This is a genomic window from Microcoleus sp. LAD1_D3 (assembly GCF_036702135.1).
GTDB lineage: Bacteria > Cyanobacteriota > Cyanobacteriia > Cyanobacteriales > Microcoleaceae > Microcoleus.
Map to the genome: position 1 here is coordinate 1 of NZ_JAUBSB010000015.1, position 14,145 is coordinate 14,145.

Sequence of the window (14,145 nt, forward strand, 5' to 3'; positions counted from 1 at the left end):
TCGCTTCTGTGATTTATTGCGTAAGCGTTGCTTGCCGTAGGCGTCGCATCCCTCTTTAAAAACTGTCCGGAGTATTGCTAAATGAAAAACTATTGCTGCTTTAATTTGCTGTTCTACTTCCTCGATTGTTCTTCCTGTTCCTAGGCCTCCGGGGATCTCTGGGAAAATAAGCCGAAGAATTCCTGTTCCTAGGCATCCCGGGAACTATGGTAAAATAAGTCGAAGAATTGCTTTCTGATTTCTGGATGCCAATTGCATAAATTCTAATTCTGCTTTGAGTATATGCTTTTGGGTTTGCCAACACAATAGACCCTTCTGGAGTCAATTCCCATCTGTCGCGAGGCGAATTTGTTTCTACATATCGTTTAACCAAGCCATCAGCAGCCAGTTTTTTTAAGACAACCATCATGTCAGGTTCTCGCGGTACATCTCTACGGGAAAGTGCATTCGCGAGTTCGTACCAACTCCACTTTCCTTGACCTTTAGCTACTAATTGCAGCAGCACTAATTCAAGCTGGGTTAATTGAGTTAGGTTTTTCATCAAAATTCCTCTACGCTCGGATGAAATAAAACGCCGAATCCTTCTTTTAATTTATAATCTTCAAGAGTAGCTGTGTGAGCATTGTTCCAAAGTTCATAAGCCTGATCCGGGTCAGGGGGTTGTCCTGTTGGGTAGCCAAGCTTTTTATACCTAAGATACTCGCGTAACTCGTGAGTATAAAAGCGTAAATCAACAGGCTCAGCTACAAGGGTTTGGGTGGCGATACTTCTTAACCTTTCAACCATTTTTAGCTCAGCTTCACCAACTGGCTTAAATCTGCGAACATGAGCTTCAACTAAGCCAACGCCTTTATCAGTAATTTTAACATTTTGATAAGATAAGTTGAGAATCTTGCCGCCAGCTTTTGAGGGAGTGAAAGGTCTGCCACTTATTGCACCTTTTTCTAACATTGTATTCGAGTGGCTTTAATCTATCCGTAGTTAACAAAGTTCTGAAACGCTTAGATGTTAGACCTTGCAAGTCTCGACGCGAGAGAAGAGACTCTCTATTCCCCCTATTCCCCACAATGGTGCCCTCACAAAAATTGTGAATTCTAAATTCACCTGTTTCTTTCGCAACTTTTGGGGCGGTGTAGAAGACTTCGGCGGTGCGTCCACATCTAAGAAAGGCGCTCCTCCCATTCCGAGGGCTGTCTTCCCACCATCAGCAGTAACAAGTTGAGGAGACTCGTCCGAAGTATCGGCAGTCACAATCCAAATCGTTTCATCTGGCATAAGTGTTTAAGACTCCCAACTATCTAGATATTTTTGCTAGATACGATCGCCCACAATAATTTTCTATTCTACCTGAAATTTATCAACCGTTAAACAAGCCCCCGGATTCATCTGTGGAATGGGTATCCTGGCAGCCCGGAATGTTAAATTTTAATACTAAAAAATCGATCGCCCGATCGCCCAAAACTACATAAAGTGAGTTACAAGTTCGATCGTACTTCTATCAAAAATCCTAAATCCCAAAACCTCATTGCCCAAACAGACCCTTTCTGTGCAAACCTAAAAAACAGCAGACACAATTTTATAAACTCTAATTACAGAACACTAGCAACCAGTTATGCAAACTCTGCCGAACCCCACTAAAACCCTCACCACCGAACCAACCTTCGACACCACCATCAAACGCCGCAAAACCCGGCCCGTCAAAGTCGGTAGCGTCACCATCGGCGGCGGCTACCCCGTCGTCGTACAGTCGATGATTAACGAAGACACCCTCGACATCGACGGTTCAGTCGCCGGAATTCGGCGCTTGCACGAGATTGGCTGCGAAATAGTCCGCGTCACCGTGCCCAGCATGGCCCACGCCAAAGCTTTAGCCGAAATCAAGCAAAAACTGCACGCCACCTACCAACCCGTGCCCCTCGTTGCCGATGTCCACCACAACGGCATGAAAATTGCCCTGGAAGTCGCCAAACACGTAGACAAAGTGAGAATCAATCCCGGACTTTACGTGTTCGAGAAGCCGAAAGCCGACAGAAGCGAATACACCGACAGCGAATTCGCCGAAATTGGCGAAAAAATCCGCGAAACCCTGGAACCTCTGGTAATTTCCCTGCGCGACCAAGGCAAAGCTTTGCGAATCGGCGTTAATCACGGTTCCCTCGCCGAACGGATGCTGTTTACCTACGGCGACACGCCCGAAGGCATGGTGGAATCGGCCCTGGAATTCATCAAAATTTGCGAATCCCTCGACTTCCGAAATATCGTACTTTCCCTGAAAGCCTCCCGTGCACCCGTGATGGTTGCTGCTTACCGCTTGATGGTGCACCGGATGGACGAACTCGGCATGGATTACCCGCTACATTTGGGCGTGACGGAAGCAGGAGACGGCGAATACGGCCGCATCAAATCCACCGCAGGCCTTGCACCGCTGCTGACTGACGGTATCGGCGACACCATCCGCGTCTCGCTGACAGAGGCCCCAGAAAAGGAGATTCCGGTTTGCTACAGCATTCTGCAAGCCTTGGGACTGCGGAAAACGATGGTTGAGTATGTCGCTTGTCCTTCCTGCGGTCGCACTTTGTTTAATTTAGAGGAAGTTTTACACAAAGTGAGAGAGGCGACCAAGCATCTCACCGGTTTGGACATAGCAGTAATGGGCTGTATTGTCAATGGGCCCGGAGAAATGGCTGATGCTGACTACGGCTATGTCGGGAAGCAACCGGGTTATATTTCGCTGTACCGGGGCCGGGAAGAAATTAAGAAGGTGCCGGAAGACCGAGGCGTGGCAGAATTGATTGACTTGATTAAATCGGACGATCGCTGGGTTGATCCTTAATTGCTGTCGATCGCTCCTAATGCCTGTTGTTAAACCCGGAGATCCCCCCTAGCCCCCCTTAGTAAGGGGGGGACAAGAGCGCTCAAAGTCCTTGTTAAGGGGGGGACAAGAGGGCTCGAAGTCCCCCTTTTTAAGGGGGATTTAGGGGGATCTAGGCTTCGGTACAAACATGGAGATAGAAGGTTTCAGTCTTAAGTTGACACCGCAGAACTCGGCAAAGTTGAATAATATATGTACGCCAAAGGCGAGCGGGCCTTGCCTGTGTTAGATTGAGCGTAATTATTCTGAACTCTTTTCCTCCCGCGCGTCACACAAATGGTTATAACAAAACGAGGGCTTGTTCTAAGTGCAGCAGCGGTGGTACTCACTGCCGTAACTCTTGCGAACACTGGTTGCAGTTCTAAATCTCTGGCTTCTTTTAGGGGAAGCCCTAAAGAGTTGGTTGATGAAGTTTGGCAAATTATTGACAAAAGTTATGTTGATGGCACTTTTAACCAGGTTGACTGGAAAGCGGTGCGGAATGATTATTTGAACCGGACTTATACCAGCGACGACGAAGCTTACAAAGCAATTCGGGAAATGCTGAAGAAGCTGGACGATCCTTATACGCGGTTTATGGACCCTCAAGAGTTCAGAAATATGCAGGTTGAAACTTCTGGGGAACTGACAGGAGTGGGGATTCAGTTGACTCAAGATGAGGAAACTAAGAAGTTGGTGGTGATTTCGCCGATCGAAGATACCCCTGCTTTTACTGCTGGTATTCTAGCAAAAGATATCATTATTAAGATTGACGGCAAGAGCACAGAAGGCATGGATACGAATCAAGCGGTAACTTTGATTCGCGGCCAGGCGAATACTGAGGTGACGCTGACTATTTTGCGGGGAAGCAAGGAATTAGAATTTAAGCTGAAACGCGCTAAAATTGAAATTCATCCTGTGCGGAAGTCGGTGCAGAAAACTCCCATCGGAGAAGTCGGCTATATTCGCTTAAATCAGTTCAGTGCGAATGCTGCATCGGAAATGCGATCGGCAATTAAGGATTTGGAACAGAAAAAGGTAACGGGCTATATTTTAGACTTGCGTTCCAATCCCGGCGGGTTGCTGTACGGAAGTATTGAAATTGCTCGGATGTGGCTCAAAGAAGGTACGATCGTCTCGACGGTCGATCGAGTCGGTGAGGCCGATAAACAAACGGCAAATAAGGCAGATCTCACAGACAAACCGTTAGTTGTACTGGTAGACGGCGGTTCAGCAAGTGCTAGCGAGATTCTATCCGGTGCTTTGCAAGACAACAAACGCGCGGTTTTAGTGGGAACAAAGACGTTTGGTAAAGGTTTGGTGCAGTCTGTACGCGGCGTGGGAAATGGTGCCGGTTTGGCGGTGACAATTGCCAAGTATTTTACTCCCAAGGGCACTGATATCAACAAGGCCGGGATTGAACCGGATTTTAAGGTAGAACTCACTGACGCTCAAAAACAGGAATTGAGGCGCGATCGCGATAAAATCGCTACGACGGCAGATCCGCAGTACGCGAAAGCTATGGAAGTTTTGACACAGCAAGTTACTGGTAAAACAGGGAACAATAAGGCGGAGTCGAAACCGAATGCAGCGCCACCTAAGCCAAATGCAGCGCAAGCAAAACCTAGTGCAGCACCTTCTAAATCTAAATAGAAAACCTGTGTAAGGTTTCAGTTTAAAAAAGCATTCGGGGGAAGATTTACGGCTAAAAGCCAAGATTTTAAACTCGAATGCTTCGCTATTTTTGGCAATCCGTCCAGTGCAACCGAAATTTATATAATTCATCTGCGTTAATCTGTGTTAATCTGGTCTCATCTGCGCTTAAAAAAAGAGAATGTGTTAACCGCAGATGACAATGGATTAACGCTGATTCACGCAGATTAAGAGAAGAGAGATAGGAATAATTTCGATGCTAACAGATTTGAGATCGCGTTAGCTTTCGCGATGCGGAGGAAAGTAATAGTAATTCGTCATTGCGGCTGGCATTTGCCGGCGCGAATTAATCCGATGCGACGGGCGATGGCATCTTCGGGCGAATCGTAAGGGCCCCACTTTTCAATAATACTGGGGTTTTGTTGTTCGAGTTGGGCGATCCTCTGCGAGGGCTCCGCCAACGGCAAAATTTCGCAATTACCGGCAGGACGTTTGACAATATAAAATTTTGGTGTTTCTGTCATAGCTAAATTCGTCAAATAAAAGCTGGATACTAACTAGGCAATGGATCATTATATCAAATAAGGAAACGGCAATGCGGTGTCCCAAGTGTGTCTTAGCATTAAACTCGCAGTCCGACAGTAGTTGAAACCCCTGACGGGCTGCGGATTTAACCGCCTACAACTAATAAGAATTAAAAAAAACTAACACTTTTGGAAGATGCCACAATATTTATCTATGATCAAAATATAGACATTTGTCTAAACAGTGCATTAAACCCTTTCAGAAGTACCGAAATATTCTAATCAATACCAAAAAAACCATGCAATTTTTGCCCAAAACAATCCCCGAAATTCAACCAGAAATCATACCAGTTAAAGAATCATCGCCAGAACTTGTTACTTTCGATGTCGGCGGGATGAAATGTGCCGGCTGCGCGAAAGCTGTGGAACGCCAACTCATGCAGTATTCAGGCGTAATTTCAGCTTGCGTTAACTTGGCCGTAGAAGTCGCGACGGTTGAGTGTCAACCGGGGGCTGTCGATGCACAAGCTTTAGCGAAAAAGTTGACTGATAATGGATTTCCCTCTCAGTTTCGTTTAGGTGAAAATCAGCAGGAAGCAGAAGCGGCAACAATTGAACGGCGGGGGCAAGAAATTCGACAGCAAATCAAGCAATTGACGATCGCCCTTATCCTAATTATTTTATCCGGTTTAGGTCACGTACTCGGCACAAAAGCCCCAATTCTCAGCAATATTTGGTTTCACTGGGGACTCGCCACCCTAGCTTTGCTGCTACCGGGCCGCCCGATTATCGTTGATGGGTGCCGCAGTTTGTGGCGAAATGCACCCAACATGAATACTTTGGTAGCTTTAGGCGCTGTTACAGCTTACACCGCTAGCAACGCGGCGCTGCTGTTTCCACGGATGGGATGGGAATGCTTTTTTGACGAACCGGTGATGCTGCTGGGCTTTATTTTGTTGGGCAAAACTCTCGAACAGCAAGCCAGACGGCGCGCTGCATCAGCTTTGCAAGCTTTAATCGCATTGCAGCCGGCGAAAGCCCGCTTAGTTGATTTTAAACTCCCGAGTTTAGATTTGCGATCGGAACAATTGCCTCTAAACTCGACATCAGAGGTCTACGATCCACAATACATTGAAATTCCCGCCGATCGCGTTCGAGTCGGAGAATGGCTGCAAGTTTTGCCGGGGGAAAAAATACCGGTAGACGGCGAAATTTGCGAAGGCAAAACAACCATAGATGAGTCGATGCTGACAGGCGAATCAATGCCGGTTTTGAAGCAACCAGGAGATACAGTTGCGGCGGGAACTATCAATAAATCCGGGGCAGTGGTGATGCGGGCAACTCGCACCGGTAAGGAAACAACTGTAGCTCAAATGGTGGCTTTGGTGCAGGCAGCCCAAACTCGCAAAGCGCCCATTCAAAATTTAGCTGATACTGTGGCGGGATATTTTGTGTATGGGGTAATGGCGATATCGGTTTTAACTTTCCTATTTTGGTATTTTGCCGGCACTCATATTTGGCCTTCTGTGCTTTTAGGACACGGGGCAATGGATATGGGACACGGGGCAATGAATATGGGAAATGAATTGCCAATTATCCATTATCAATCGCCTTTGCTCTTAAGTTTGAAATTGGCGATCGCAGTTTTAGTCATCGCTTGTCCTTGCGCTTTGGGACTGGCTACCCCAACTGCTATTTTAGTCGGTTCTGGCATCGGGGCGGAGCGCGGGCTTTTAATTCGCGGTGGTGATGTTTTAGAACGGGTGCATCAATTAGATACGGTGGTTTTTGACAAGACTGGCACTCTGACAACTGGAAATCTCACACTCACAGATTATTTGCCGATTTTCCAGAATTCGGAGTTGGATTTGAACTCAGAGATTAATGTTGCCAACACACAAGATGTTTGTTCCACAATTGATGGGGTTTCTGGCAACAGGCAAGATGCCTGTTCCACAATTGATGGGGTTTCTGGAGACAAACAAGATGTTTGTTCCACAATTAATGGGCTTTCTGGCAACAGGCAAGATGCCTGTTCCACAATTGATGGAGTTTCTGGCAGGGTTGACTCAAAACTGCTGCAAATTGCGGCGGCGGTGGAAAGGGGCGCTTGTCATCCCATCGCCGCAGCGATTTTGCGGGAAGCTCAACAGCAAGGTTTGCCTCTGCTAGCTGCTGAGGATTTCTGCACGGAACCGGGCTTCGGGGTTTCTGCGTTGGTGGAGAGCCGGCGGGTGTTCGCGGGGAATGCTGAGTGGATGAAGGAGCAGGGGGTCGCTGTGGCGACGGAATTGTCGGGGTCTTTGCAAGGCAAAACGGCGGTTTACGTGGCTTCTGAGGGCGTTTTGCTGGGGGTAATCGGGCTAAAAGATACTCTGAGGCCGGATGCTAAGGCGGCGGTGGAACGTTTGCGGGGCATGGGATTGCGGGTGATGATGCTGACGGGGGATACGGCGTCGGCGGCGGCGGCGACGGCGCAGCAGCTAGATTTGACGGCGGCTGATGTTTTGGCCGAAGTGCGGCCGGAGGGGAAGGCTCGGGCGATCGCGACTTTGCAAGCCCAAGGCTGTAAAGTTGCTGTGGTGGGGGATGGTATCAATGACGCCCCGGCTTTGGCTCAAGCTGATGTCGGTATCGGTTTGCACTGTGGCACTGATGTCGCAGTTGAAACTGCTCAAATTGTGCTGATGCGAAATGCTTTGATGGATGTTGTTGAGTCGATCGAGCTGGGGCGCGCTACTTTTAATAAGATTCGCCAAAATTTATTTTGGGCTTTTGGTTACAATACTCTGGGAATTCCGGTAGCAGCGGGTATCTTGCTGCCTGCAACCGGAATTCTACTCAGTCCTGCCGCGGCCGGAGCATTTATGGCGTTTAGTTCTGTTAGCGTGGTTACAAATTCTTTGTTTTTGCGCCGGGGATTTCGAGCTTAAATTTAGGGATTGCATATAAAAGTCGGAGGCCATCGGTCATTAGTTAGAAATTAATGACTGATGACCTCATCCCAAGAGGGTGACAAACCCCTCACACCAGGAGTCGAAAGCCAAGAAGTTTCGACGTTAGTTAGAACCCCCTGATTCATCTGTAGAATCAATCGAAAATCTCACACCTCAAATTGACTGACTGATGGCTACAGTGCCATACTTTCCAAGAGCCGCCAGTTATTGTTGTTCATAATTGAACGACTCACTAGCTCGAACATTTGACGGCAGTGGTTGTTGGTTTGCAGTGGCAGTTCTTCGTTTTTAATCACGAAGTTCATGCGAACCTCTGAGTCGCTAGCCGTGTTTTTCTCAATTAGGACTTCTGCGGTGACAAGTTTGGCAATCGAAACTTGACCTGGGAGCTCGCGAGCCATGACGGAATCTCCTGTATTGTAGATAATATCAAGATTGCATGACTCTAAAATTTCAATCAGGGACTGACGGAGACGGTCGATGGGAACGGCAACGATAAAAAAACCAGTATAGCGAGCCATAAAAAACTCCAGCCGTGAGGCATTTAGACTTTATTATCATACCGAACCTAGAACCGATGAACAGAACAATATGGATTTATTTTATTCAGGTGGAAAGTTAGGGCAATGAAGGGCAAACTTATCGTGTTTGAGGGGGTTGAAGGTGCGGGTAAAACTACGCAAATGCAGCGGTTGATACAGTTCCTGCAAGCAAGTTGCTGTCTGAGAGTCCGCTTGGTGGCTACTCGCGAACCGGGGGGTACTGAGCTGGGAAGGGGACTGCGACATTTGCTGCTGAAACAAGATGGGGGCGAATCTGTATCCGATCGAGCAGAATTACTCATGTATGCTGCCGATCGCGCTCAACACGTCGAAACTTTTCTCCAACCCGAGTTATCGAAAGGAACGATTGTTTTATGCGATCGCTTTACTGATTCTACGATTGCTTATCAGGGCTACGGCCGCGGTCTTAACTTAAATTTAATTAAGCAGTTGAATGACATTGCCACCGGCGGCTTGGAAAGCGATCTGACTTTGTGGCTGGATATTAATGTGGAAGCGGGTTTGGCTAGGGTAAGGGCCCGGGGAGGGTGCGATCGGATCGAGCAAGCCGATTTGAAGTTTCACCGCCTTGTGCAGCAAGGTTTTGCGGAGTTAGCCGAGGAAAATAAATCTCGAATTGTCCGGATAAATGCCGATCGACCTGAATATGAAGTCGCTCAGGAAATTCAAGCTATTGTAACTAGCAGGTTAGAAGCTTGGGGATATTTAAATAATACCAATTCTGAAAAATAGCGCTAGATAATGTGTAGAGACACGGCAATGCTGTGTGCGGCTCCGGCAACTTACAATTTACGTTCTTAACTCAAAACAATTATTTAGCAGTCCATTAAACCACAATAACCTTTTGGTCTTATAGCAACCACCCCCGACGGTTAAGATGTTCTTAATTGCTGAAACCCTAGATTTTCTTCCTTCATCCTTCATCCTTCATCCTCATATCCGTTACATCCGTTACATCCGTTACATAATCCGTTGCCGAACTTTCTTCTTCCTGAGCAAACATGAATTATTTCACATCATTAATCGGACAAGAGCGAGCAGTAGAATTGCTAACACAAGCAGTCGAGCGCAACCGAATTGCTCCTGGTTATTTATTGGTCGGCTCTAACGGCATCGGCAAAAGTTTAGCGGCTCAGTCTTTCATCGAGCTTTTATTCTCAGCCAATCTTCCTGAAACCAGACTAATAGCCTCCGTGCAAAATCGCGTGCAGCAGCGCAATCATCCAGACTTACTTTGGGTAGAACCAACTTACATGAACCAAGGTAAACGGCTTACGCCAAAGGAAGCAGAGGAAGCCGGTTTAAAGCGGAAAGCACCACCACAAATTCGTTTAGAACAAGTTCGAGAAATCGGTGATTTTCTCAGCCGACCGCCCCTAGAATCGGCGCGTTCTGTCGTAGTTTTGGAACAAGCAGAAACAATGGGTGAGGGAGCCGCTAACGGTTTGTTGAAGACATTGGAAGAACCGGGAAAAGCAGCCTTAATTTTAATTGCTCCAACTGTGGAAGGTTTGCTGCCAACTTTAATTTCCCGTTGTCAAAAAATCCAGTTTTCTCGGCTGAATCCCGAAGCAATGGCACAAGTTTTGCAGCAAGCCGGATTCGCAGAGATTTTATCCCATCCCGAGGTACTGGGGATGGCTCAAGGCAGTCCTGGCGAGGCAATTGCTATTTGGCAGCAACTGCAATCAATACCCGATGATTTGCTGCAAAAGGTGAAGCAGTTGCCTCAAAATCTGCGGTCTGCTTTGGAATTGGCAAAGGAAATTGATAAAACTTTAGATACTGAATCTCAGTTGTGGTTAATCGATTATTTACAACACTGTTATTGGCAGCAATTTTTGGCAGGGGGAATTAGTCGATCGCCCTTAGAACCCTTGGAAAAAGCACGACAATATTTGCTAAACTACGTACAACCGCGATTGGTTTGGGAATGCACACTAATGGGAATATGTCAAGCATAATTTAGTGCCAAGTTTTATCCCAATACGATGAGTCACACAATGGAAAAAGCCACATTTGCCGCCGGTTGTTTTTGGGGAGTGGAACACAAGTTTCGCGCCGTTGTGGGTGTCGTCTCGACTGCTGCGGGCTACACCGGAGGTCACTGGCCGAATCCCTGCTACCTAGATGTTTGCGCCAGAGTCACTGGTCACGCTGAATCTGTGCTGATAGAGTACGATCGATCGCAGGTGAGTTACGAAGCACTGCTAGATGTATTCTGGAACTGTCACGATCCTACCCAAATCAATCGCCAAGGCCCCGACAGAGGCGAACAGTACAGGTCTGTGATTTTTTATCATAATTCCGAACAAGAAAAAGCCGCTCGCCTCTCCAAACAAAAATTGCAAATTTCCGGTAAATACAACAAAGATATTGCTACCGAAATCAAACCTGCTGCTGAATTTTATATGGCAGAGGATTACCACCAGCAATATATTGAGAAGAAGCGACATTCGTCAAAAGTTATTAGTTAACAAGTAGGCAGACGCGACCAAAAATAAAAGATATTAGGGGCGGCTAAGGCAATTATATACTAGCCACAGTTTATTATTAATGCAAAACCCGGGCTCCCCCAAGCTATGTTTATTTCCACCTACTCAGTAATAAATCATTAGTGATGAGATAGTGTTTGGTAGGGGCAATCCCCCTGTGGTAAGCCGATGCGATGGGGAGGCGACACAAATCTCAGCTTTGACAATTGCCAAAAGAATATAGATGCGGGGCGGGGAATGCTAATCTGAAGAGGATTGATAGCGTTTTAAACAGATTGTTACGCAAGTCATAATTTTATAAAAATGCTGTATTAGTTGGGGACGTAACACCCAAATAATTTTGCAAGAAAGCCTAAATAAAGCTTGGGAATTTATGTTCAAATTAAATTGACGTAATCCCACTTTTGGCATCTAGGACGGGAGTCATTAGTCAGCAATTAGTAGCCCTTAGTCCGATAACAAAACAAAAAGGAAATAATATCTAGTTTGGCAGTCTCGCCTGTTTATTTGCTAAGCTAGAGGTGGCGCTCTGTTATCACGAAACATTAGATTTATGCACAGGTTATTAACTGGAAAATTGCGGGTAGAGTATTTAACAATACCCATCGCCAATCTTCCAGCAAATCTATCCGGTACTAAAATTGTACAGCTTACTGACTTTCACTATGACGGGGTGCGACTGTCGGAATGGTTGCTAGAAGAGGCGATTGCAGCAGCCAATGAAGCCGAACCAGACCTGATTTTTTTAACTGGTGACTTTATTAGCTATGACCCCGCACCTATTTACGGCTTAGTGCAGCGATTGAAAAACTTGCAAAGTCGGGTGGGAATTTACGCGGTTTTGGGCAATCACGACCACTATTGGCCGGAGGCAAAAAGAGAGGTTACTAAGGCTTTAAATAGCGTCGAAATTCGGGTTTTGTACAACGAAGCAGTCTATCCTTTGGGGTCAGAATTGGCTTTAGTTGGTTTGGCAGATTTTTGGTCGGGCGATTTGGCGCCTAAACCTGTAATGGCATCAATAAATCCCGCGATTCCTCGGATTGTTTTGTCTCACAATCCCGATACTGCGGAAAAACTGCAAAATTGGCGGATTGATTTGCAGTTGTCTGGGCACACTCACGGCGGTCAAATCGTTATTCCCGGTATCGGCCCTTTGTACGCTTGGGTCAGAAAAATTGGCTATTGGATTCCTCAACCAATCCGAAAGTTCATTCCTTTTATGTCGGCTTGGGATCGAGTAGTTACTCACTGGGAATGGGCTAGCGGTTTGCATCAGGTTGGGAGTAATTTGCTGTACGTGAATCGCGGTTTGGGAACTTATGCGCCGGGAAGGCTATTTTGTCCGCCGGAGGTGACAGTAATTACTTTAGTTTCTCAACATCCGTAAGGGCGGGTTTAGGGTGCACACTTTCCCGATAATAGACAATATAGCAGAGGGAAAAAGGAAGTTGGGCAACGGATTCGCTCCACGGATGTAACGGATGTAATGGATGTCAGGAAGAGGGAAGTTCGGCAACGGATTGTGTAACGGATGTAATGGATGTCAGGAAGAGGGAAGAGGGAAGAGGGAAGAGGGAAGAGGGATTTTTGTACAATTGCTATTATTTTTAATTGGCTTCTCCAAAGCGATAGCCTCTGCCGTAGACTGTGTGGATTAGCACAGATTCGCCCGGTGCTTCTATTTTGCGCCGCAGCAGGCGAATTTGAGCGGCTAATACATTGCTGCTGGGTTTTTCTGCTTCACTCCACAAATACTGGTGGATTTGTTCGTGTGTTAGCAATTGACCAGGATGGCGCATTAAGTATTCTAACAACTGACATTCTTTTTCTGATAAATCAATTGTACGATCGCCGCGATAAGCTAATTGATTGTCGTAGTCTAGCTGTAAATCTGCCACTTGCAGCCGCCCGACAGCAACCTCGGCATCAAAAGTAGGAGGCCGCCGCAATAATGCGCGGACTCGGGCTAGGAGTTCTCGCAGTTCAAAAGGTTTGACTAAATAGTCGTCTGCACCGGCGTCGAGTCCTTGTACGCGATCGTCTACGGTATCTTTGGCGGTGAGAAATAGCACTGGCGTACTCCGTCCTTGCGATCGCAACTTCTGGCAAATTGTCAGTCCAGTTTGTCTCGGCAGCATCCAATCCAAAATTAGCAAATCGTAATTGCCCTGCATGGCTAAATTGCTGCCAATTTCTCCGTCAAATGCCACATCAACTGTATAACCTTCGCGGCTTAAAACTCGACTCAAAGGGTCAGTTAACTCAACTTCATCATCAACTAAAAGAATCCGCATCCTGATTTCATATTTGAGGCTTGAAATTTGAGATTTTAAGTTAAGTAAACTGATTTTTGCTAAATTTTCAAGTGGGCAATACTTTCCGATTCGCTGCAAGCTGCTGCTACCCATTCCTGGATTGCAGGCAAGGCCACAATCGCATCCGCATAAGCTTTTGCTACTGAATCTAATTTGACTCCGTAGGTGACAAAACGCATGACGACTGGGGCAAACATAGCGTCAACAACTGTAAATTTTCCGAACAGCATATTGCCGCCTGTCCCGAATTTTTGGCGGCATTCGCGCCAAATGGCAAAAATGCGATCGATCTCTGCTTCTACACCGGGAGTCATCCCTTCTCCCGGATAGCGGTTGCGGCAGTCCATCGGCATATTTTCGCGCAAATTTTGGAACCCCGCGTGCATTTCGGCGGCAATAGAACGGGCGATCGCCCGTTCCGCTACATCCGCCGGCCACAAATCATTTGCAAAGCGATCGGCAACGTATTCGCAAATTGCTAAAGATTCCCACACTTTCAGATCGCCGTCGATTAAAACTGGCACTTTTCCCGAAGGAGAATAGCGCCGAATTTCTTCATGGGTTGTCGGCCAGTCTAAGGGGATTCTCACCTCGGAAAATTTTAGTCCAGCTTGTTTCATTGTCAACCAAGCACGCAGCGACCAAGAGGAATAATTTTTGTTGCCAATAACAAGTGTCAATTCGGTCATAATTTAGCTGTCAGCTATTTGCAATCGCCGGTTAAATTTTAAGTTTGAGAGTTGAATACACTGCTAGGGGCGTGATACTGAATGGCGATCCTCTT

The 14,145-nt window shown here is 46.7% G+C and carries 14 protein-coding genes; 7 read left to right on the plus strand and 7 right to left on the minus strand.

All coding sequences use genetic code 11. From position 1 onward, the window contains the following. Positions 1 to 100: 100 nt before the first annotated feature. Genes QUA74_RS11285 through QUA74_RS11295 form a run of 3 tightly spaced genes read right to left on the minus strand, consistent with a single transcriptional unit; the run spans position 101 to position 1,275 of the window. Positions 101 to 541, minus strand: coding sequence for a hypothetical protein (locus QUA74_RS11285; RefSeq protein WP_333328271.1), 441 nt, complete (start codon positions 539 to 541; stop codon positions 101 to 103). Beyond that, positions 541 to 951, minus strand: a complete 411-nt coding sequence (locus QUA74_RS11290; protein ID WP_333328274.1) for a hypothetical protein — start codon at positions 949 to 951, stop codon at positions 541 to 543. The genes QUA74_RS11285 and QUA74_RS11290 overlap by 1 nt, the downstream gene beginning before the upstream one ends. 57 nt (positions 952 to 1,008) lie before the next feature. Continuing rightward, positions 1,009 to 1,275, minus strand: coding sequence for a hypothetical protein (locus tag QUA74_RS11295; protein WP_333328276.1), 267 nt, complete (start codon positions 1,273 to 1,275; stop codon positions 1,009 to 1,011). A 337-nt stretch (positions 1,276 to 1,612) separates the two neighbouring features. Here QUA74_RS11295 and ispG point away from each other — a divergent pair, with 337 nt between their 5' ends. Both ispG and ctpC read left to right on the plus strand, forming a co-directional pair. After that, a complete protein-coding gene (gene ispG / locus QUA74_RS11300; protein WP_333328279.1) occupies positions 1,613 to 2,833 on the plus strand; it encodes a (E)-4-hydroxy-3-methylbut-2-enyl-diphosphate synthase in 1,221 nt (406 codons plus the stop codon). 315 nt (positions 2,834 to 3,148) lie between these two features. After that, a complete protein-coding gene (ctpC, locus tag QUA74_RS11305; protein WP_333328282.1) occupies positions 3,149 to 4,504 on the plus strand; it encodes a carboxyl-terminal processing protease CtpC in 1,356 nt (451 codons plus the stop codon). A 317-nt stretch (positions 4,505 to 4,821) separates the two neighbouring features. Here the strand turns inward: ctpC and QUA74_RS11310 are convergent, their stop codons facing one another. After that, the gene (locus tag QUA74_RS11310) at positions 4,822 to 5,028 is read right to left on the minus strand and encodes a DDE transposase family protein (protein ID WP_333328285.1); all 207 of its coding nucleotides are present in this window, start codon (positions 5,026 to 5,028) and stop codon (positions 4,822 to 4,824) included. Positions 5,029 to 5,327: 299 nt separating this feature from the next. Between QUA74_RS11310 and QUA74_RS11315 the strand changes: the two genes are divergently transcribed. Beyond that, the gene (locus QUA74_RS11315) at positions 5,328 to 7,961 is read left to right on the plus strand and encodes a heavy metal translocating P-type ATPase (protein ID WP_333328288.1); all 2,634 of its coding nucleotides are present in this window, start codon (positions 5,328 to 5,330) and stop codon (positions 7,959 to 7,961) included. Between the two features lie 197 nt (positions 7,962 to 8,158). On the opposite strand, the gene QUA74_RS11320 is transcribed toward QUA74_RS11315, so the two are convergent. Then, the gene (locus tag QUA74_RS11320; protein WP_190659999.1) at positions 8,159 to 8,506 is read right to left on the minus strand and encodes a hypothetical protein; all 348 of its coding nucleotides are present in this window, start codon (positions 8,504 to 8,506) and stop codon (positions 8,159 to 8,161) included. A gap of 105 nt (positions 8,507 to 8,611) precedes the next feature. Here QUA74_RS11320 and tmk point away from each other — a divergent pair, with 105 nt between their 5' ends. From tmk to QUA74_RS11340, 4 genes are all read left to right on the plus strand, one after another. After that, a complete protein-coding gene (gene tmk / locus QUA74_RS11325) occupies positions 8,612 to 9,280 on the plus strand; it encodes a dTMP kinase (protein WP_333328291.1) in 669 nt (222 codons plus the stop codon). 269 nt (positions 9,281 to 9,549) lie between these two features. Continuing rightward, positions 9,550 to 10,512, plus strand: coding sequence for a DNA polymerase III subunit delta' (locus tag QUA74_RS11330; RefSeq protein ID WP_333328294.1), 963 nt, complete (start codon positions 9,550 to 9,552; stop codon positions 10,510 to 10,512). Positions 10,513 to 10,551: 39 nt separating this feature from the next. Beyond that, positions 10,552 to 11,025 carry a peptide-methionine (S)-S-oxide reductase MsrA gene (gene msrA / locus QUA74_RS11335; protein ID WP_333328297.1) on the plus strand — a complete coding sequence of 158 codons (474 nt, stop codon included), beginning with the start codon at positions 10,552 to 10,554 and terminating at the stop codon, positions 11,023 to 11,025. Between the two features lie 571 nt (positions 11,026 to 11,596). Continuing rightward, complete coding sequence (locus tag QUA74_RS11340) at positions 11,597 to 12,433, plus strand: metallophosphoesterase (protein WP_333328300.1); 837 nt, start codon at positions 11,597 to 11,599, stop codon at positions 12,431 to 12,433. Positions 12,434 to 12,653: 220 nt separating this feature from the next. Here QUA74_RS11340 and rppA read toward each other — a convergent pair whose 3' ends face one another. Together rppA and QUA74_RS11350 are read right to left on the minus strand one after the other, a co-directional pair. Next, positions 12,654 to 13,340, minus strand: a complete 687-nt coding sequence (rppA, locus tag QUA74_RS11345; protein ID WP_333328303.1) for a two-component system response regulator RppA — start codon at positions 13,338 to 13,340, stop codon at positions 12,654 to 12,656. 59 nt (positions 13,341 to 13,399) lie between these two features. Continuing rightward, complete coding sequence (locus tag QUA74_RS11350) at positions 13,400 to 14,050, minus strand: glutathione S-transferase family protein (RefSeq protein WP_333328306.1); 651 nt, start codon at positions 14,048 to 14,050, stop codon at positions 13,400 to 13,402. Positions 14,051 to 14,145: the final 95 nt, after the last annotated feature.

Bases quoted from the DNA above. Each gene is read 5' to 3' on its own strand.
- msrA (WP_333328297.1), top strand. From the start codon at position 10,552: ATGGAAAAAGCCACATTTGCCGCCGGTTGTTTTTGGGGAGTGGAACAC.
- QUA74_RS11330 (WP_333328294.1), top strand. From the start codon at position 9,550: ATGAATTATTTCACATCATTAATCGGACAAGAGCGAGCAGTAGAATTG.
- QUA74_RS11350 (WP_333328306.1), bottom strand. From the start codon at position 14,050: ATGACCGAATTGACACTTGTTATTGGCAACAAAAATTATTCCTCTTGG.
- QUA74_RS11290 (WP_333328274.1), bottom strand. From the start codon at position 951: ATGTTAGAAAAAGGTGCAATAAGTGGCAGACCTTTCACTCCCTCAAAA.
- QUA74_RS11295 (WP_333328276.1), bottom strand. From the start codon at position 1,275: ATGCCAGATGAAACGATTTGGATTGTGACTGCCGATACTTCGGACGAG.
- QUA74_RS11285 (WP_333328271.1), bottom strand. From the start codon at position 541: ATGAAAAACCTAACTCAATTAACCCAGCTTGAATTAGTGCTGCTGCAA.
- QUA74_RS11315 (WP_333328288.1), top strand. From the start codon at position 5,328: ATGCAATTTTTGCCCAAAACAATCCCCGAAATTCAACCAGAAATCATA.
- QUA74_RS11310 (WP_333328285.1), bottom strand. From the start codon at position 5,028: ATGACAGAAACACCAAAATTTTATATTGTCAAACGTCCTGCCGGTAAT.
- ispG (WP_333328279.1), top strand. From the start codon at position 1,613: ATGCAAACTCTGCCGAACCCCACTAAAACCCTCACCACCGAACCAACC.
- rppA (WP_333328303.1), bottom strand. From the start codon at position 13,340: ATGCGGATTCTTTTAGTTGATGATGAAGTTGAGTTAACTGACCCTTTG.
- tmk (WP_333328291.1), top strand. From the start codon at position 8,612: ATGAAGGGCAAACTTATCGTGTTTGAGGGGGTTGAAGGTGCGGGTAAA.
- QUA74_RS11340 (WP_333328300.1), top strand. From the start codon at position 11,597: ATGCACAGGTTATTAACTGGAAAATTGCGGGTAGAGTATTTAACAATA.
- ctpC (WP_333328282.1), top strand. From the start codon at position 3,149: ATGGTTATAACAAAACGAGGGCTTGTTCTAAGTGCAGCAGCGGTGGTA.
- QUA74_RS11320 (WP_190659999.1), bottom strand. From the start codon at position 8,506: ATGGCTCGCTATACTGGTTTTTTTATCGTTGCCGTTCCCATCGACCGT.